The organism is Klebsiella sp. 28 (genome assembly GCF_018223905.1).
Taxonomy (GTDB): domain Bacteria; phylum Pseudomonadota; class Gammaproteobacteria; order Enterobacterales; family Enterobacteriaceae; genus Klebsiella; species Klebsiella pneumoniae.
Genome location: NZ_JAGRQY010000070.1, coordinates 1 through 16,245, shown reverse-complemented (window position 1 = coordinate 16,245; position 16,245 = coordinate 1). Strand labels below are relative to the sequence as shown.

General features: G+C 60.2%; 15 protein-coding genes and 2 pseudogenes. 7 read left to right on the top strand and 10 right to left on the bottom strand.

From position 1 onward, the window contains the following. Window positions 1–5: 5 nt before the first annotated feature. Window positions 6–560, bottom strand: a complete 555-nt coding sequence (locus KHQ28_RS12680; RefSeq protein WP_032418345.1) for a PadR family transcriptional regulator — start codon at window positions 558–560, stop codon at window positions 6–8. A gap of 238 nt (window positions 561–798) precedes the next feature. Between KHQ28_RS12680 and KHQ28_RS12675 the strand changes: the two genes are divergently transcribed. Then, window positions 799–1,575, top strand: coding sequence for a siderophore-interacting protein (locus KHQ28_RS12675; protein ID WP_004144829.1), 777 nt, complete (start codon window positions 799–801; stop codon window positions 1,573–1,575). Window positions 1,576–1,730: 155 nt separating this feature from the next. Here the strand turns inward: KHQ28_RS12675 and KHQ28_RS12670 are convergent, their stop codons facing one another. The 5 genes and pseudogenes from KHQ28_RS12670 to KHQ28_RS12650 form a co-directional block, all read right to left on the bottom strand. After that, a complete protein-coding gene (locus KHQ28_RS12670) occupies window positions 1,731–3,380 on the bottom strand; it encodes a glycerone kinase (protein ID WP_004150929.1) in 1,650 nt (549 codons plus the stop codon). Between the two features lie 75 nt (window positions 3,381–3,455). Then, the gene (dhaM, locus tag KHQ28_RS12665) at window positions 3,456–4,877 is read right to left on the bottom strand and encodes a dihydroxyacetone kinase phosphoryl donor subunit DhaM (protein WP_004174229.1); all 1,422 of its coding nucleotides are present in this window, start codon (window positions 4,875–4,877) and stop codon (window positions 3,456–3,458) included. A 10-nt stretch (window positions 4,878–4,887) separates the two neighbouring features. Further along, window positions 4,888–5,520, bottom strand: coding sequence for a dihydroxyacetone kinase subunit DhaL (gene dhaL, locus KHQ28_RS12660; RefSeq protein WP_004181378.1), 633 nt, complete (start codon window positions 5,518–5,520; stop codon window positions 4,888–4,890). Window positions 5,521–5,530: 10 nt separating this feature from the next. Next, window positions 5,531–6,601 (bottom strand): dihydroxyacetone kinase subunit DhaK, encoded by a 1,071-nt coding sequence (gene dhaK, locus KHQ28_RS12655; RefSeq protein WP_002917682.1) that lies wholly within the window; start codon window positions 6,599–6,601, stop codon window positions 5,531–5,533. A gap of 155 nt (window positions 6,602–6,756) precedes the next feature. Beyond that, window positions 6,757–6,943, bottom strand: a pseudogene (locus KHQ28_RS12650) (hypothetical protein). A gap of 269 nt (window positions 6,944–7,212) precedes the next feature. Here KHQ28_RS12650 and KHQ28_RS12645 point away from each other — a divergent pair. Together KHQ28_RS12645 and dhaR are read left to right on the top strand one after the other, a co-directional pair. After that, the gene (locus tag KHQ28_RS12645; RefSeq protein ID WP_002917681.1) at window positions 7,213–8,310 is read left to right on the top strand and encodes a glycerol dehydrogenase; all 1,098 of its coding nucleotides are present in this window, start codon (window positions 7,213–7,215) and stop codon (window positions 8,308–8,310) included. A gap of 101 nt (window positions 8,311–8,411) precedes the next feature. Further along, window positions 8,412–10,337, top strand: a complete 1,926-nt coding sequence (dhaR, locus tag KHQ28_RS12640) for a dihydroxyacetone kinase operon transcriptional regulator DhaR (RefSeq protein ID WP_002917680.1) — start codon at window positions 8,412–8,414, stop codon at window positions 10,335–10,337. Here dhaR and KHQ28_RS12635 read toward each other — a convergent pair. Genes KHQ28_RS12635 through KHQ28_RS12620 form a run of 4 tightly spaced genes read right to left on the bottom strand, consistent with a single transcriptional unit; the run spans window position 10,315 to window position 12,833 of the window. Then, the gene (locus KHQ28_RS12635; RefSeq protein ID WP_002917679.1) at window positions 10,315–10,845 is read right to left on the bottom strand and encodes a cob(I)yrinic acid a,c-diamide adenosyltransferase; all 531 of its coding nucleotides are present in this window, start codon (window positions 10,843–10,845) and stop codon (window positions 10,315–10,317) included. The two genes, dhaR and KHQ28_RS12635, sit on opposite strands and share 23 nt — an antisense overlap. Then, window positions 10,846–11,199, bottom strand: a complete 354-nt coding sequence (locus KHQ28_RS12630; protein WP_002917678.1) for a glycerol dehydratase reactivase beta/small subunit family protein — start codon at window positions 11,197–11,199, stop codon at window positions 10,846–10,848. 20 nt (window positions 11,200–11,219) lie between these two features. Then, window positions 11,220–12,383 (bottom strand): 1,3-propanediol dehydrogenase, encoded by a 1,164-nt coding sequence (gene dhaT, locus KHQ28_RS12625; protein WP_004150927.1) that lies wholly within the window; start codon window positions 12,381–12,383, stop codon window positions 11,220–11,222. Window positions 12,384–12,404: 21 nt separating this feature from the next. Beyond that, window positions 12,405–12,833: a heme-binding protein gene (locus KHQ28_RS12620; RefSeq protein WP_014599267.1), complete on the bottom strand. Its 429-nt coding sequence runs from the start codon at window positions 12,831–12,833 to the stop codon at window positions 12,405–12,407. Window positions 12,834–13,246: 413 nt separating this feature from the next. Here KHQ28_RS12620 and KHQ28_RS12615 point away from each other — a divergent pair, with 413 nt between their 5' ends. The 4 genes and pseudogenes from KHQ28_RS12615 to KHQ28_RS12600 form a co-directional block, all read left to right on the top strand. Continuing rightward, complete coding sequence (locus KHQ28_RS12615) at window positions 13,247–14,914, top strand: propanediol/glycerol family dehydratase large subunit (protein ID WP_002917676.1); 1,668 nt, start codon at window positions 13,247–13,249, stop codon at window positions 14,912–14,914. A 12-nt stretch (window positions 14,915–14,926) separates the two neighbouring features. Further along, window positions 14,927–15,511 carry a propanediol/glycerol family dehydratase medium subunit gene (locus KHQ28_RS12610; protein ID WP_002917672.1) on the top strand — a complete coding sequence of 195 codons (585 nt, stop codon included), beginning with the start codon at window positions 14,927–14,929 and terminating at the stop codon, window positions 15,509–15,511. Window positions 15,512–15,513: 2 nt separating this feature from the next. Further along, complete coding sequence (locus KHQ28_RS12605; protein ID WP_002917670.1) at window positions 15,514–15,939, top strand: glycerol dehydratase small subunit DhaB3; 426 nt, start codon at window positions 15,514–15,516, stop codon at window positions 15,937–15,939. A gap of 12 nt (window positions 15,940–15,951) precedes the next feature. After that, window positions 15,952–16,245 (top strand): annotated as a pseudogene (locus KHQ28_RS12600) (diol dehydratase reactivase subunit alpha); the annotation flags it as partial.

Genomic DNA, 16,245 nt, shown 5'->3' with positions numbered 1-16,245 from the left:
GAGGCTTAGTCGAGCTGAGAGATCTCCATCGCCGCCCGGTCAATAATGCCGATGATCTGCTTGAGCTGGGCGGCACTGCTGGCCTGCTGGTTCACTTTCAGGTCGAGGACCGCTTTGAAGTTTTCCAGCGCGCGCTTCATCTGCGGATCGCGGCGCAGCTCGCAGCCGACCATCCGCGCCTGCAGACGCTCCTGGATATGGGCCAGGTGCTCCTGGTTCTCGGCGTGCAGCTGTTTTCCTTCCTCGCTGATAAGGATTTTCTTGCGTCCGTTGTCGTCTTCCACGCTGATAAGGCCCTGGTCCTGGAGCAGATCCAGCGTCGGATAGATCACCCCCGGGCTGGGGCTGTAGTTCCCCTGGGTAAGCGTTTCGATCTCTTTGATCAGCTCATAGCCATGGCTGGCGCTGCGGCTGAGGATATCCAGAATGATCAGCCGCAGTTCGCCGTGGCCAAAGAAACGCTGGCGACGTCCGCCGCGGCGGCGGCCATGGTCGCCGTGTTCGCTGGGATCACCGTGGCGCCCGCGTGGCCCACGCCCTTCTTCATGATGATGTCGCATGGTTACCTCCTGCTGTTTTTTGATATATCTAATTTATATCTAAAAAATGAATGTTCGCAATGCTGGTTGCTATTTATTTTTTAAGATGTTGATATATATGTGATTGTTTTCTGTCTGTGGATTTTGATGCGGTTTGTTTTGACTATATCAAAAAAAGACTTGCATTCTTTTTAGTTGGCAATCATTATCATTTGCATCAAGTTTAGATATATCTATTTACCGTTCACGAAGGCAATCGATGATGACAAAAACCAAAGCAGACAAGTACCCGCAGCGTGTCCGCAATGAGCTGCGTTTCCGTGAGCTGACGGTGCTGCGCGTGGAGCGCGCAGGCGCGGCGTTCCAGCGTATCGTGCTGGGAGGCGAGGCGCTGGAAGGCTTCGCCTCTCACGGCTTTGACGACCATACCAAGCTTTTTTTCCCCGAGCCGGGCGCGGCATTTACCCCGCCGCAGGTGACCGAGGAGGGGATTGACTGGGGGGAAGGCGTGCGGCCTGCCACCCGCGACTATACGCCGCTGTACGATGCCGAACGTCACGAGCTGGCTTACGATTTCTATATCCACGATGGCGGTATCGCCAGCCGTTGGGCGCTGGAAGCAAAAGTGGGCGATAAGCTGGTGATCGGCGGCCCGCGCGGCTCGCTGGTGGTGCCGGAAGATTATGCCTGGCAGCTGTATGTTTGCGATGAGTCCGGCATGCCGGCGCTGCGCCGTCGTCTGCTGGGATTACGCCAGCTGCCGGCGAGGCCGCAGGTGACGGCCATCGTTACTATCGCCGATGCGTCGTATAAAGATTATCTGGCGGATCTCGACGGCTTTAACATCGAGTGGGTGGTGGGCCACAATCCGGCCTTCGTCGCCGAGCGTCTGGCGCAGGTGAAGGTGCCGGCGGAGGATTATTTTATCTGGCTGACCGGCGAAGGCGCGGTGGTGAAATCGCTGCTGGCGCGCTTTGAAGACGAGAGCATCGATCAGCAGCTGGTGCGTTCCCAGGCGTACTGGCACAGCAAGTAAAAAGCCATCGTGGTAAAACCCGGATAGCGGCGCGTCGCGCCTTATCCGGGCTACCGGCGGTGCCGTTTTTTGTCGGGTGGCGGCTTACGCCTTACCCGACCTGCTATTCGGCGGTGTTACATCGCCCCGGTAAGCGCAGCGCCACCGGGGAAGGCTTAGCGTTCCGCCAGCGCCTTAAACACCATCGCCACCGCGTGGGCGCCGGGGTCCATGTTGCCGAGCAGGCTATCGCTGTTGAGATAGGACGCGCGTCCGGCGCCGGCTTTGCTTGACTGGCAGGTGCGATCCGCCCCGGCCTGCGCCGCGGCGAAAGCGGCCTGCAGATTCTCCGGTTCGGCCAGCAGCGCCGCCAGGGCCGGCTGCAGAGCGTCGATCATCGTCCGGTCTCCCTCATCGGCGCCGCCGTAAAACTTCATCTGTTCCAGACCGGCGTTCAGCGCCTCGGCCACGCTGGCGCCTTGCCCCAGCTTCTGCCCGGCAGCGGTGAAGAAGATAGACATCAATACCCCGCTGGAGCCGCCCATCACCACCGTCAGGCGTTCGCCGATCAGCGCGAAGAGCGTTGGCAGATCGTTCAGGGGCAGCTGCTGACGCTCGAGCCGCTCGGCAATCTCGCGCGCCCCGGCGGCGAAGGTGGAGCCGGTATCGCCGTCGCCTACTTTGGCATCCAGCGCGTTGAGATGTTCTTCAAGATCGATGAGGGCGCCGGTCACCTGCGCCACGTAATCGCCCACCTGTGGGTTGGCCGAGGGTGTAAAATCCACCCGGGCGCTGTCGAGGGTGGACGGCACGACGTTGATAGTCCGCGGCTGCACCGGCTTCTGCCAGCTGGCGGTTTCCACATCCGAAAGCAGCGCTTTCTCAATACTCTCCTCCAGCACGATGGTGGTCAGCGAGAAGCCTTTCATATCCAGCGCCGTCACCAGCGAGGCCGGGCCTATTAACCAGTCAATGCGCGCCTGCAGCGGGGTGTTGGCCAGCTCGCGGGTCAGAATCGCCATCTCAGCCACCGACACGCCGCCGAGGTTATTGAGCATCACCGCCAGGCGGCCGGTTTCCGGTAGGGCGGCGGTCAGTTTTTCCACCATCAGGTTAACGATTTCCGCACTGTTTTGCGTGGCGATCGTCGAGGCGCCCGGCTCACCGTGGATGCCCATTCCCAGCTCGGCGTGACCGGCCTGATGGCGCGGCGCGCTGTCGGCTTCCTGCGGCAGGTGGCAGCTGGCCAGCGCCACCCCGATGCTGGCGGTATGGCTGGCGGCGTATTGCGCTTCACGCAGGACGGTGGCGAGGTTGAAGCCGCGCTCGGCGAAATAGCCCGCCACTTTATGCACCAGAATGGTCCCGGCGATGCCGCGCGGCTGTTTGTTATCCGGCAGCGAAATATCGTCGCCGACGATCAGCATCTCCACGTTGTAGCCGAGTCGGCGCGCTTTCTCCGCCGCCAGACCGAAGTTAAGCCGATCGCCGGTGTAGTTTTTGACGATCAGCAGGCAGCCCGCCTCGCCGGTCACTGCCTGAATGGCGGTGAGCACCGCGTCGACGCTCGGCGAGGCGAACAGATCGCCGCAGACCGCGGCGGTCAGCATGCCTTTACCAATAAAGCCGACGTGCGCCGGTTCATGGCCGGCGCCGCCGCCGGAGATCACCGCCACGTTGTTTTTATTCAGATCGCGACGGACCACCACCCGGATCGCCGGGTCGCTCTCCAGACGGGCGAGGTTATTCCACGGGCTGGCGATAATGGTACCCTCAATCACATCGTTGACGAGGCTGGCGCGCTGGTTAAAAAAGAATTGAGACATAGTGGTTCCTGAAGAGTAAGCGAAAACTCACCCTCCGGAGGCAGGCCCCCGGAGCGGTAACGGTCAACGTGAATTTTAGTCACGGATAAGGCGCTGGTGGCGCATATCGAGCACGATAGTCTCGCCGGGCTGCACGCTGTTCAGCGCCTCGCCCTGCTGGCTCAGCCAGGCGATCCCCGCCGCGCGGGCGATAATCGCGCCGTGAGCCTGTTCGCTGCCATCGCGCAGGCACAGGCCTTTAACGAAGCTGGCATCCAGCTGTAAGACGGTTGAGGGATAAATGTTGTCGGCAATAATAATTGTTGGCTCGCCGGGCGTCGGCACTCTCTCCTGAACGCCCTGCAGATGGCGCAGGGTGCGCTGCAAAATATCTTCGATATCGATATAGCGCGCCTGCAGGTAGGGGTCATCCAGCTGGCGATACTGCTGGCTGAGCTCCATCAACACCTGATGCCATGCCCATTCCGCCGTGCATTGTTCGGTGAGCAGGCGATCGTTGGCGGCATCAAACAGATCGTCATCGTCGAGCAGGGTGTGGTGCCCGGCGAAGATCGCCGCGATATCGGCGTGAAATTTATTTTCCGCCAGCTCGGTCAGGGCGATAAGATCCGCCAGCGTCTGGTCAATGGCCTGGCGCAGGCGCTGCTGCTCGCGGGCGGCATCGGCGGCAGCCGGGCGGAGCGGCTGGATCAGGGCCAGCGGATAGCGCAGGGCAGCGCCTTCGACGCGCTCGGGCGTTGCCGGAGCCGCTGCCGGTTGCGCCGCAGGCGATTCACCGAAGTTATCGGCGGCCAGCGCCTGAAACGCCGCCAGCGCCGCGTCGGCATCCGGACCGCGGGCCAGCAGGCGCAGCTTATCGTTGCGGCGGACCTGCAATAGCGCGATTTGGTTGAGGCTGTCCGGTTTGACGCACTTCCCGTTTTTCTCCAGCAGCAGATCGGCGTTAAAGCCCGCCAGCGCGGCGACCAGCTTCGACGCCGGACGCACGTGCAGGCCGTTGTGATTGTTAATAATGACTGACACCGATTTTGTGTCGCCGTCGTCGGCAAGCATCGGCGCCGGCGCGGCGTCAGAAGTTGGCGAAGGTAAACCCAGCTGAACCCGCTTGGCCTCCAGGGCGCTCATGGCGTCGGCGATCACCTTGTCGATCCCGGCGCCGGAGGCAGCGCTGACGGTGGCCGCCAGCGTCCCTTCCACCAGCGGCGCGGCGCACAGTCGCACCTTCGCGGCAATCGCCGGATCGAGCAGATCGAGGGCGGTTTCGGCGCTGAGCAACGCGCTGCCGATATCCATCATCACCAGCACGTGATCGGTATCGGCCACGGATTCGATCGCCTCCATGACTTTAAGCGGATCGGTGCCGATCGGGCTGTCGGGATCGTCGATCCCGGCGGCGATCGCCAGTTTGCAGCCATCGTTGATTAACATCTGCCGGGCCAGTTCTCCGACACCTTCGCCCAGCCGGGCGCTATGAGAAACAATAACCAGGTTTACCATCGCAATTTCCTTACTCTTTGGCGGCGGCGGCCAGCATCTGAACCATAAACAGCACCGAGGTCGCGCCGGGATCCTGATGTCCGATGCTGCGCTCGCCGAGATAGCTGGCGCGGCCTTTACGCGCCTGCATAGTGATGGTGGCGTGGGCCGCACGCTCGGCCACTTCGCAGGCGGCATCCAGCGCGGCGGCGATCGACAGGTGCTGCTCGCTGGACTGGCGCAGGGAGTCCACCACCGGCAGCCAGACGTCGCACATGGTTTTATCCCCTGGCTCCGCTTTGCCGCGATTGACGACACCGTCCGCACCTTCGCGGATCATCAGGTACAGCTCGTCGAGCGTCAGGCTCTGGTGGGCCTGGGTCACCTGCGCGGCGCGAATGAAGAAGGTGCCGAACAGCGGGCCGCTGGCGCCGCCGACGTTGGAGAGCAGCGTCATGCCGGTGTTTTTGAGGATAAAGCCAATATCTTTATCGGCAATCGACGGCAGCTTTTCGACCACTTTACTGAAACCGCGGTGCATATTGAGACCGTGGTCGGCGTCGCCAATCTCTTTATCGAGGCCGGTGAGAAAATCGCTCTCTTTGGTGAAAATATCGCCGCAGCGGTACAGCCAGTCGACGATTTGCGTTCTGTTCAGTGACATGTCGTGCTCCTTAGTTTCCCCAGTTCAGCGCCGGGGTGTGAACCGGGGCGTCCCATAGCGTCAGCGTCTCGTCATCCACTTTCAGCAGAGTGATGGAGAAGCCCGCCATATCCAGCGAAGTACAGTAGCTGCCGATGAGGTTGCGTTCGATGATGATGCCGGACGCTTCGCAGCGCTGGGCAAGGCGGTTATACACGCCATACAGTTCGGAAAGCGGAGTGGCGCCGAGGTTATTAACCAGCGCGATAACCCGGTCGCCGTTTTGCAGCGCGGTTTTGCTCTGCTGCACTTCCTGCCACGCGCCCTTGACGGTATCCCACTGGCGCAGCGTGCGGCTGTAAGCGCCGTTTTCCAGCAGGGTATCGAACATCTCATCGACGGTTTGGTCCAGCGAGCTGAAGCGGCGGCGGTCGATGCCCGGCTCGCCGTGAATGCCGACGCCGAACTCCATCTCGTCATCTTTCAGCGTAAAGGATGGCTGCCCGGCAGCCGGTACGGTGCAGGCGCCAAGGGCGATACCAATCGAGTGGCCGAGATTGTTCAGGCGGCGGCCCAGTTCAGCGCAGGCTTCCAGCGAGTCGCCGCGCTCGGCGGCGGCGCCGACCAGTTTTTCGATCAGTACGGTGTTGGCGACGCCGCGACGACCGGCGGTATAGAGGCTGTCTTTCACTGCCACGTCGTCGTCGACCACCACGGTGGTGACTTTAATGCCGCTCTCATGCAGCAGTTCGGTGGCGGTCTCAAAATTCAGGATGTCGCCGGTATAGTTTTTGATAATTAGCAAGACGCCTTCGCCGCCGTCAATTTGCATCGCGCATTCAAACATTTTGTCCGGCGTCGGCGAGGTGAAGATTTCCCCCGGACAGGCGCCGGAGAGCATGCCCTGGCCGATATAGCCGCAGTGCATCGGTTCATGTCCGCTGCCGCCGCCGGAGAGCAGGGCCACCTTGCCAGCCACCGGCGCGTCGGTGCGGGTCACATACAGCGGGTCCTGATGCAGGGTCAGCTGCGGATGGGCTTTAGCCAGCCCCTGTAATTGTTCATTCAGTACATCTTCAACACGGTTAATCAGCTTTTTCATTATTCAGTGCTCCGTTGGAGAAGGTTCGATGCCGCCTCTCTGCTGGCGGAGGCGGTCATCGCGTAGGGGTATCGTCTGACGGTGGAGCGTGCCTGGCGATATGATGATTCTGGCTGAGCGGACGAAAAAAAGAATGCCCCGACGATCGGGTTTCATTACGAAACATTGCTTCCTGATTTTGTTTCTTTATGGAACGTTTTTGCTGAGGATATGGTGAAAATGCGAGCTGGCGCGCTTTTTTTCTTCTGCCATAAGCGGCGGTCAGGATAGCCGGCGAAGCGGGTGGGAAAAAAATTTTTTGCTGATTTTCTGCCGACTGCGGGAGAAAAGGCGGTCAAACACGGAGGATTGTAAGGGCATTATGCGGCAAAGGAGCGGATCGGGATCGCAATCCTGACAGAGACTAGGGTTTTTTGTTCCAATATGGAACGTAAAAAATTAACCTGTGTTTCATATCAGAACAAAAAGGCGAAAGATTTTTTTGTTCCCTGCCGGCCCTACAGTGATCGCACTGCTCCGGTACGCTCCGTTCAGGCCGCGCTTCACTGGCCGGCGCGGATAACGCCAGGGCTCATCATGTCTACATGCGCACTTATTTGAGGGTGAAAGGAATGCTAAAAGTTATTCAATCTCCAGCCAAATATCTTCAGGGTCCTGATGCTGCTGTTCTGTTCGGTCAATATGCCAAAAACCTGGCGGAGAGCTTCTTCGTCATCGCCGACGATTTCGTAATGAAGCTGGCGGGAGAGAAAGTGGTGAATGGCCTGCAGAGCCACGATATTCGCTGCCATGCGGAACGGTTTAACGGTGAATGCAGCCATGCGGAAATCAACCGTCTGATGGCGATTTTGCAAAAACAGGGCTGCCGCGGCGTGGTCGGGATCGGCGGTGGTAAAACCCTCGATACCGCGAAGGCGATCGGTTACTACCAGAAGCTGCCGGTGGTGGTGATCCCGACCATCGCCTCGACCGATGCGCCAACCAGCGCGCTGTCGGTGATCTACACCGAAGCGGGCGAGTTTGAAGAGTATCTGATCTATCCGAAAAACCCGGATATGGTGGTGATGGACACGGCGATTATCGCCAAAGCGCCGGTACGCCTGCTGGTCTCCGGCATGGGCGATGCGCTCTCCACCTGGTTCGAGGCCAAAGCTTGCTACGATGCGCGCGCCACCAGCATGGCCGGAGGACAGTCCACCGAGGCGGCGCTGAGCCTCGCCCGCCTGTGCTATGATACGCTGCTGGCGGAGGGCGAAAAGGCCCGTCTGGCGGCGCAGGCAGGGGTAGTGACCGAAGCGCTGGAGCGCATCATCGAGGCGAACACTTACCTCAGCGGCATTGGCTTTGAAAGCAGTGGCCTGGCCGCTGCCCATGCAATCCACAACGGTTTCACCATTCTTGAAGAGTGCCATCACCTGTATCACGGTGAGAAAGTGGCCTTCGGTACCCTGGCGCAGCTGGTGCTGCAGAACAGCCCGATGGACGAGATTGAAACGGTGCTGGGCTTCTGCCAGCGCGTCGGCCTGCCGGTGACGCTCGCGCAGATGGGCGTCAAAGAGGGGATCGACGAGAAAATCGCCGCGGTGGCGAAAGCTACCTGCGCGGAAGGGGAAACCATCCATAATATGCCGTTTGCGGTGACCCCGGAGAGCGTCCATGCCGCTATCCTCACCGCCGATCTGTTAGGCCAGCAGTGGCTGGCGCGTTAATTCGCGGTGGCTAAACCGCTGGCCCAGGTCAGCGGTTTTTCTTTCTCCCCTCCGGCAGTCGCTGCCGGAGGGGTTCTCTATGGTACAACGCGGAAAAGGATATGACTGTTCAGACTCAGGATACCGGGAAGGCGGTCTCTTCCGTCATTGCCCAGTCATGGCACCGCTGCAGCAAGTTTATGCAGCGCGAAACCTGGCAAACGCCGCACCAGGCCCAGGGCCTGACCTTCGACTCCATCTGTCGGCGTAAAACCGCGCTGCTCACCATCGGCCAGGCGGCGCTGGAAGACGCCTGGGAGTTTATGGACGGCCGCCCCTGCGCGCTGTTTATTCTTGATGAGTCCGCCTGCATCCTGAGCCGTTGCGGCGAGCCGCAAACCCTGGCCCAGCTGGCTGCCCTGGGATTTCGCGACGGCAGCTATTGTGCGGAGAGCATTATCGGCACCTGCGCGCTGTCGCTGGCCGCGATGCAGGGCCAGCCGATCAACACCGCCGGCGATCGGCATTTTAAGCAGGCGCTACAGCCATGGAGTTTTTGCTCGACGCCGGTGTTTGATAACCACGGGCGGCTGTTCGGCTCTATCTCGCTTTGCTGTCTGGTCGAGCACCAGTCCAGCGCCGACCTCTCCCTGACGCTGGCCATCGCCCGCGAGGTGGGTAACTCCCTGCTTACCGACAGCCTGCTGGCGGAATCCAACCGTCACCTCAATCAGATGTACGGCCTGCTGGAGAGCATGGACGATGGGGTGATGGCGTGGAACGAACAGGGCGTGCTGCAGTTTCTCAATGTTCAGGCGGCGAGACTGCTGCATCTTGATGCTCAGGCCAGCCAGGGGAAAAATATCGCCGATCTGGTGACCCTCCCGGCGCTGCTGCGCCGCGCCATCAAACACGCCCGCGGCCTGAATCACGTCGAAGTCACCTTTGAAAGTCAGCATCAGTTTGTCGACGCGGTGATCACCTTAAAACCGATTGTCGAGGCGCAAGGCAACAGTTTTATTCTGCTGCTGCATCCGGTGGAGCAGATGCGGCAGCTGATGACCAGCCAGCTCGGTAAAGTCAGCCACACCTTTGAGCAGATGTCTGCCGACGATCCGGAAACCCGACGCCTGATCCACTTTGGCCGCCAGGCGGCGCGCGGCGGCTTCCCGGTGCTACTGTGCGGCGAAGAGGGGGTCGGGAAAGAGCTGCTGAGCCAGGCTATTCACAATGAAAGCGAACGGGCGGGCGGCCCCTACATCGCCGTCAACTGCCAGCTATATGCCGACAGCGTGCTGGGCCAGGACTTTATGGGCAGCGCCCCTACCGACGATGAAAATGGTCGCCTGAGCCGCCTTGAGCTGGCCAACGGCGGCACCCTGTTTCTGGAAAAGATCGAGTATCTGGCGCCGGAGCTGCAGTCGGCTCTGCTGCAGGTGATTAAGCAGGGCGTGCTCACCCGCCTCGACGCCCGGCGCCTGATCCCGGTGGATGTGAAGGTGATTGCCACCACCACCGTCGATCTGGCCAATCTGGTGGAACAGAACCGCTTTAGCCGCCAGCTGTACTATGCGCTGCACTCCTTTGAGATCGTCATCCCGCCGCTGCGCGCCCGACGCAACAGTATTCCGTCGCTGGTGCATAACCGGTTGAAGAGCCTGGAGAAGCGTTTCTCTTCGCGACTGAAAGTGGACGATGACGCGCTGGCGCAGCTGGTGGCCTACTCGTGGCCGGGGAATGATTTTGAGCTCAACAGCGTCATTGAGAATATCGCCATCAGCAGCGACAACGGCCACATTCGCCTGAGTAATCTGCCGGAATATCTCTTTTCCGAGCGGCCGGGCGGGGATAGCGCGTCATCGCTGCTGCCGGCCAGCCTGACCTTTAGCGCCATCGAAAAGGAAGCTATTATTCACGCCGCCCGGGTGACCAGCGGGCGGGTGCAGGAGATGTCGCAGCTGCTCAATATCGGCCGCACCACCCTGTGGCGCAAAATGAAGCAGTACGATATTGACGCCAGCCAGTTCAAGCGCAAGCATCAGGCCTAGTCTCTTCGATTCGCGCCATGGAGAACAGGGCATCCGACAGGCGATTGCTGTAGCGTTTGAGCGCGTCGCGCAGCGGATGCGCGCGGTCCATGGCCGTCAGCAGGCGTTCGAGCCGACGGGACTGGGTGCGCGCCACGTGCAGCTGGGCAGAGGCGAGATTCCTCCCCGGGATCACGAACTGTTTTAACGGGCCGCTCTCGGCCATATTGCGGTCGATAAGCCGCTCCAGGGCGGTGATCTCCTCTTCGCCGATCGTCTGGCTCAGGCGGGTCAGGCCCCGCGCATCGCTGGCCAGTTCAGCCCCCAGCACGAACAGCGTCTGCTGAATATGGTGCAGGCTTTCCCGGAGCCCGGCGTCGCGGGTCGTGGCGTAGCAGACGCCCAGCTGGGATATCAGTTCATCGACGGTGCCGTAGGCCTCGACGCGAATATGGTCTTTCTCGATGCGGCTGCCGCCGTACAGGGCGGTGGTGCCTTTATCCCCGGTGCGGGTATAGATACGATACATTCAGTTTCTCTCACTTAACGGCAGGACTTTAACCAGCTGCCCGGCGTTGGCGCCGAGCGTACGCAGATGATCGTCGCTATCGGTGACATGTCCGGTAGCCAGCGGCGCGTCCGCCGGCAGCTGGGCATGAGTGAGGGCTATCTCGCCGGACGCGCTGAGCCCGATACCCACCCGCAGGGGCGAGCTTCTGGCCGCCAGGGCGCCCAGCGCAGCGGCGTCACCGCCTCCGTCATAGGTTATGGTCTGGCAGGGGACCCCCTGCTCCTCCAGCCCCCAGCACAGCTCATTGATGGCGCCGGCATGGTGCCCGCGCGGATCGTAAAACAGGCGTACGCCTGGCGGTGAAAGCGACATGACGGCCCCCTCGTTAACACTCAGAATGCCTGGCGGAAAATCGCGGCAATCTCCTGCTCGTTGCCTTTACGCGGGTTCGAGAACGCATTGCCGTCTTTCAGAGCCATCTCCGCCATGTAGGGGAAGTCGGCCTCTTTTACCCCCAGATCGCGCAGATGCTGCGGAATACCGATATCCATCGACAGACGCGTGATAGCGGCGATGGCTTTTTCCGCCGCGTCGAGAGTGGACAGTCCGGTGATATTTTCGCCCATCAGTTCAGCGATATCGGCGAATTTCTCCGGGTTGGCGATCAGGTTGTAGCGCGCCACATGCGGCAGCAGGACAGCGTTGGCCACGCCGTGCGGCATGTCGTACAGGCCGCCCAGCTGGTGCGCCATGGCGTGCACGTAGCCGAGGTTGGCGTTATTGAAAGCCATCCCGGCCAGCAGAGAAGCATAGGCCATGTTTTCCCGCGCCTGCAGATTGCTGCCGAGGGCCACGGCCTGGCGCAGGTTGCGGGCGATGAGGCGGATCGCCTGCATGGCGGCGGCGTCCGTCACCGGGTTAGCGTCTTTGGAGATATAGGCCTCTACGGCGTGGGTCAGGGCATCCATCCCGGTCGCCGCGGTCAGGGCGGCCGGTTTACCGATCATCAGCAGCGGATCGTTGATAGAGACCGACGGCAGGTTGCGCCAGCTGACGATCACAAACTTCACTTTGGTTTCGGTGTTGGTCAGGACGCAGTGGCGGGTGACCTCGCTGGCGGTGCCGGCGGTGGTATTGACCGCGACGATAGGCGGCAGCGGGTTGGTCAGGGTCTCGATTCCGGCATACTGGTACAGATCGCCCTCATGGGTGGCGGCGATGCCGATGCCTTTGCCGCAATCGTGCGGGCTGCCGCCGCCCACGGTGACGATGATGTCGCACTGTTCGCGGCGAAACACGGCGAGGCCGTCGCGCACGTTGGTGTCTTTCGGGTTCGGCTCGACGCCGTCAAAGATCGCCACCTCGATCCCGGCCTCCCGCAGATAATGCAGGGTTTTGTCCACCGCGCCATCTTTAATTGCCCGCAGGCCTTTGTCGGTGACCAGCAGGGCTTTTTTCCCCCCCAGCAGCTGGCAGCGTTCGCCGACTACGGAAATGGCGTTGGGGCCAAAAAAGTTAACGTTTGGCACCAGATAATCAAACATACGATAGCTCATAATATACCTTCTCGCTTCAGGTTATAATGCGGAAAAACAATCCAGGGCGCACTGGGCTAATAATTGATCCTGCTCGACCGTACCGCCGCTAACGCCGACGGCGCCAATTACCTGCTCATTAAAAATAACTGGCAGGCCGCCGCCAAAAATAATAATTCGCTGTTGGTTGGTAAGCTGCAGACCGTACAGAGATTGTCCTGGCTGGACCGCTGGCGTAATTTCATGGGTACCTTGCTTCAGGCTGCAGGCGCTCCAGGCTTTATTCAGGGAAATATCGCAGCTGGAGACGAAGGCCTCGTCCATCCGCTGGATAAGCAGCGTGTTGCCTCCGCGGTCAACCACGGAAAACACCACCGCCACGTTGATCTCAGTGGCTTTTTTTTCCACCGCCGCCGCCATTTGCTGGGCGGCGGCCAGGGTGATTGTCTGAACTTGTTGGCTCTTGTTCATCATTCTCTCCCGCACCAGGATAACGCTGGCGCGAATAGTCAGTAGGGGGCGATAGTAAAAAACTATTACCATTCGGTTGGCTTGCTTTATTTTTGTCAGCGTTATTTTGTCGCCCGCCATGATTTAGTCAATAGGGTTAAAATAGCGTCGGCAAAACGTAATTAAGGGCGTTTTTTATTAATTGATTTATATCATTGCGAGCGATCACATTTTTTATTTTTGCCGCCGGAGTAAAGTTTCATAGTGAAACTGTCGGTAGATTTCGTGTGCCAAATTGAAACGAAATTAAATTTATTTTTTTCACCACTGGCTCATTTAAAGTTCCGCTATTGCCGGTAATGGCCGGGCGGCAACGACGCTGGCCCGGCGTATTCGCTACCGTCTGCGGATTTCACCTTTTGAGCCGATGAACAATGAAAAGATCAAAACGATTTGCAGTACTGGCCCAGCGCCCCGTCAATCAGGACGGGCTGATTGGCGAGTGGCCTGAAGAGGGGCTGATCGCCATGGACAGCCCCTTTGACCCGGTCTCTTCAGTAAAAGTGGACAACGGTCTGATCGTCGAACTGGACGGCAAACGCCGGGACCAGTTTGACATGATCGACCGGTTTATCGCCGATTACGCGATCAACGTTGAGCGCACAGAGCAGGCAATGCGCCTGGAGGCGGTGGAAATAGCCCGCATGCTGGTGGATATTCACGTCAGCCGGGAGGAGATCATTGCCATCACTACCGCCATCACGCCGGCCAAAGCGGTCGAGGTGATGGCGCAGATGAACGTGGTGGAGATGATGATGGCGCTGCAGAAGATGCGTGCCCGCCGGACCCCCTCCAACCAGTGCCACGTCACCAATCTCAAAGATAATCCGGTGCAGATTGCCGCTGACGCCGCCGAGGCCGGGATCCGCGGCTTCTCAGAACAGGAGACCACGGTCGGTATCGCGCGCTATGCGCCGTTTAACGCCCTGGCGCTGTTGGTCGGTTCGCAGTGCGGCCGTCCCGGCGTGTTGACGCAGTGCTCGGTGGAAGAGGCCACCGAGCTGGAGTTGGGCATGCGTGGCTTAACCAGCTACGCCGAGACGGTGTCGGTCTACGGCACTGAAGCGGTATTTACCGACGGCGATGATACTCCGTGGTCAAAGGCGTTCCTCGCCTCGGCCTACGCCTCCCGCGGGTTGAAAATGCGCTACACCTCCGGCACCGGATCCGAAGCGCTGATGGGCTATTCGGAGAGCAAGTCGATGCTCTACCTCGAATCGCGCTGCATCTTCATTACCAAAGGCGCCGGGGTTCAGGGGCTGCAAAACGGCGCGGTGAGCTGTATCGGCATGACCGGCGCTGTGCCGTCGGGCATTCGGGCGGTGCTGGCGGAAAACCTGATCGCCTCTATGCTCGACCTCGAAGTGGCGTCCGCCAACGACCAGACTTTCTCCCACTCGGATATTCGCCGCACCGCGCGCACCCTGATGCAGATGCTGCCGGGCACCGACTTTATTTTCTCCGGCTACAGCGCGGTGCCGAACTACGACAACATGTTCGCCGGCTCGAACTTCGATGCGGAAGATTTTGATGATTACAACATCCTGCAGCGTGACCTGATGGTTGACGGCGGCCTGCGTCCGGTGACCGAGGCGGAAACCATTGCCATTCGCCAGAAAGCGGCGCGGGCGATCCAGGCGGTTTTCCGCGAGCTGGGGCTGCCGCCAATCGCCGACGAGGAGGTGGAGGCCGCCACCTACGCGCACGGTAGCAACGAGATGCCGCCGCGTAACGTGGTGGAGGATCTGAGTGCGGTGGAAGAGATGATGAAGCGCAACATCACCGGCCTCGATATTGTCGGCGCGCTGAGCCGCAGCGGCTTTGAGGATATCGCCAGCAATATTCTCAATATGCTGCGCCAGCGGGTCACCGGCGATTACCTGCAGACCTCGGCCATTCTCGATCGGCAGTTCGAGGTGGTGAGTGCGGTCAACGACATCAATGACTATCAGGGGCCGGGCACCGGCTATCGCATCTCTGCCGAACGCTGGGCGGAGATCAAAAATATTCCGGGCGTGGTTCAGCCTGACACCATTGAATAAGGCGGTATTCCTGTGCAACAGACAACCCAAATTCAGCCCTCTTTTACCCTGAAAACCCGCGAGGGCGGGGTAGCTTCTGCCGATGAACGTGCCGATGAAGTGGTGATCGGCGTCGGCCCTGCCTTCGATAAACACCAGCATCACACTCTGATCGATATGCCCCATGGCGCGATCCTCAAAGAGTTGATTGCCGGGGTGGAAGAAGAGGGGCTTCACGCCCGGGTGGTGCGCATTCTGCGCACGTCCGACGTCTCCTTTATGGCCTGGGATGCTGCCAACCTGAGCGGCTCGGGGATCGGCATCGGTATCCAGTCGAAGGGGACCACGGTCATCCATCAGCGCGATCTGCTGCCGCTCAGCAACCTGGAGCTGTTCTCCCAGGCGCCGCTGCTGACGCTGGAGACCTACCGGCAGATTGGCAAAAACGCCGCGCGCTATGCGCGCAAAGAGTCACCTTCGCCGGTGCCGGTGGTGAACGATCAGATGGTGCGGCCGAAATTTATGGCCAAAGCCGCGCTATTTCATATCAAAGAGACCAAACATGTGGTGCAGGACGCCGAGCCCGTCACCCTGCACGTCGACTTAGTAAGGGAGTGACCATGAGCGAGAAAACCATGCGCGTGCAGGATTATCCGTTAGCCACCCGCTGCCCGGAGCATATCCTGACGCCTACCGGCAAACCATTGACCGATATTACCCTCGAGAAGGTGCTCTCTGGCGAGGTGGGCCCGCAGGATGTGCGGATCTCCCGCCAGACCCTTGAGTACCAGGCGCAGATTGCCGAGCAGATGCAGCGCCATGCGGTGGCGCGCAATTTCCGCCGCGCGGCGGAGCTTATCGCCATTCCTGACGAGCGCATTCTGGCTATCTATAACGCGCTGCGCCCGTTCCGCTCCTCGCAGGCGGAGCTGCTGGCGATCGCCGACGAGCTGGAGCACACCTGGCATGCGACAGTGAATGCCGCCTTTGTCCGGGAGTCGGCGGAAGTGTATCAGCAGCGGCATAAGCTGCGTAAAGGAAGCTAAGCGGAGGTCAGCATGCCGTTAATAGCCGGGATTGATATCGGCAACGCCACCACCGAGGTGGCGCTGGCGTCCGACGACCCGCAGGCGAGGGCGTTTGTTGCCAGCGGGATCGTCGCGACGACGGGCATGAAAGGGACGCGGGACAATATCGCCGGGACCCTCGCCGCGCTGGAGCAGGCCCTGGCGAAAACACCGTGGTCGATGAGCGATGTCTCTCGCATCTATCTTAACGAAGCCGCGCCGGTGATTGGCGATGTGGCGATGGAGACCATCACCGAGACCATTATCACCGAATCGACCATGATC

Excerpts from the sequence above, each read along its gene's own strand:
- dhaL (WP_004181378.1), bottom strand. The coding sequence starts at position 5,520 with ATGTCACTGAACAGAACGCAAATCGTCGACTGGCTGTACCGCTGCGGC.
- KHQ28_RS12680 (WP_032418345.1), bottom strand. The coding sequence starts at position 560 with ATGCGACATCATCATGAAGAAGGGCGTGGGCCACGCGGGCGCCACGGT.
- KHQ28_RS12635 (WP_002917679.1), bottom strand. The coding sequence starts at position 10,845 with ATGTATCGTATCTATACCCGCACCGGGGATAAAGGCACCACCGCCCTG.
- KHQ28_RS12605 (WP_002917670.1), top strand. The coding sequence starts at position 15,514 with ATGAGCGAGAAAACCATGCGCGTGCAGGATTATCCGTTAGCCACCCGC.
- KHQ28_RS12620 (WP_014599267.1), bottom strand. The coding sequence starts at position 12,833 with ATGAACAAGAGCCAACAAGTTCAGACAATCACCCTGGCCGCCGCCCAG.
- dhaR (WP_002917680.1), top strand. The coding sequence starts at position 8,412 with ATGACTGTTCAGACTCAGGATACCGGGAAGGCGGTCTCTTCCGTCATT.
- KHQ28_RS12630 (WP_002917678.1), bottom strand. The coding sequence starts at position 11,199 with ATGTCGCTTTCACCGCCAGGCGTACGCCTGTTTTACGATCCGCGCGGG.
- KHQ28_RS12615 (WP_002917676.1), top strand. The coding sequence starts at position 13,247 with ATGAAAAGATCAAAACGATTTGCAGTACTGGCCCAGCGCCCCGTCAAT.
- dhaK (WP_002917682.1), bottom strand. The coding sequence starts at position 6,601 with ATGAAAAAGCTGATTAACCGTGTTGAAGATGTACTGAATGAACAATTA.
- KHQ28_RS12645 (WP_002917681.1), top strand. The coding sequence starts at position 7,213 with ATGCTAAAAGTTATTCAATCTCCAGCCAAATATCTTCAGGGTCCTGAT.
- dhaM (WP_004174229.1), bottom strand. The coding sequence starts at position 4,877 with ATGGTAAACCTGGTTATTGTTTCTCATAGCGCCCGGCTGGGCGAAGGT.
- dhaT (WP_004150927.1), bottom strand. The coding sequence starts at position 12,383 with ATGAGCTATCGTATGTTTGATTATCTGGTGCCAAACGTTAACTTTTTT.
- KHQ28_RS12675 (WP_004144829.1), top strand. The coding sequence starts at position 799 with ATGATGACAAAAACCAAAGCAGACAAGTACCCGCAGCGTGTCCGCAAT.
- KHQ28_RS12670 (WP_004150929.1), bottom strand. The coding sequence starts at position 3,380 with ATGTCTCAATTCTTTTTTAACCAGCGCGCCAGCCTCGTCAACGATGTG.